Here is a 563-nt window from a genome sequence, read left to right as displayed (position 1 = left end):
TTCAACTTTGCAACAGAACCAGTTATAAGCTAGAAGACTCAACATCATTCTTACCTCGTTCACTTGAAAAAAATGACTATTCATTTGATCGAATTTGAAACCATTCTTGGCCTCCTTGATATAGTTCTCCATCGTCCCTCTTTTTTGATACGCACGGACGATATCTTTTGGAGAAAAGGCAACTTCTAAATTGGTCACAAAAAATGTTATGTGATATATTAATGGATGAAGTTTCTAATTTGAGGAGGAGATAGAAAAATGGTTAATGTAGCGCTATTGGTTCGACTTGAAGCAAAACCCGGAAAAGAAGAGGAAGTTGAAAGCTTCCTACGTGGGGCCCTACCTGTGGTTCAGGAGGAGTCAGAAACGATCGCATGGTTTGCGATCCGACTTGGACCTACGACATTCGGCATCTTTGACGCATTCCCGGACGACACAGGTCGTCAAGCACACCTTTCTGGTCAAGTGGCTGCGGCATTGACGGAGAAATCTCCTGAACTTTTCGCAGAGCCACCAGTGATTGAAAATATTGACGTCCTTGCTTCCAAGCTTCCTAAATAAAG

1 protein-coding gene and 1 pseudogene are annotated in these 563 nt (G+C 42.5%); one reads left to right on the top strand and one right to left on the bottom strand.

Annotated features, from left to right (window positions below; translation table 11 throughout):
- A pseudogene (locus tag KA893_RS13900) lies at window positions 1-207 on the bottom strand (transposase); the annotation flags it as partial.
- A 51-nt stretch (window positions 208-258) separates the two neighbouring features.
- Here KA893_RS13900 and KA893_RS13895 point away from each other — a divergent pair.
- The gene (locus KA893_RS13895; protein WP_002484388.1) at window positions 259-561 is read left to right on the top strand and encodes a putative quinol monooxygenase; all 303 of its coding nucleotides are present in this window, start codon (window positions 259-261) and stop codon (window positions 559-561) included.
- Window positions 562-563 lie beyond the last annotated feature (2 nt).

Origin of the sequence: Staphylococcus sp. GDY8P126P (assembly GCF_017891965.1) — a bacterium.
Lineage (GTDB): Bacteria > Bacillota > Bacilli > Staphylococcales > Staphylococcaceae > Staphylococcus > Staphylococcus saprophyticus.
Note: the sequence above shows the minus strand (reverse complement) of the source record. Positions and strands in the feature narration are given on the sequence as shown.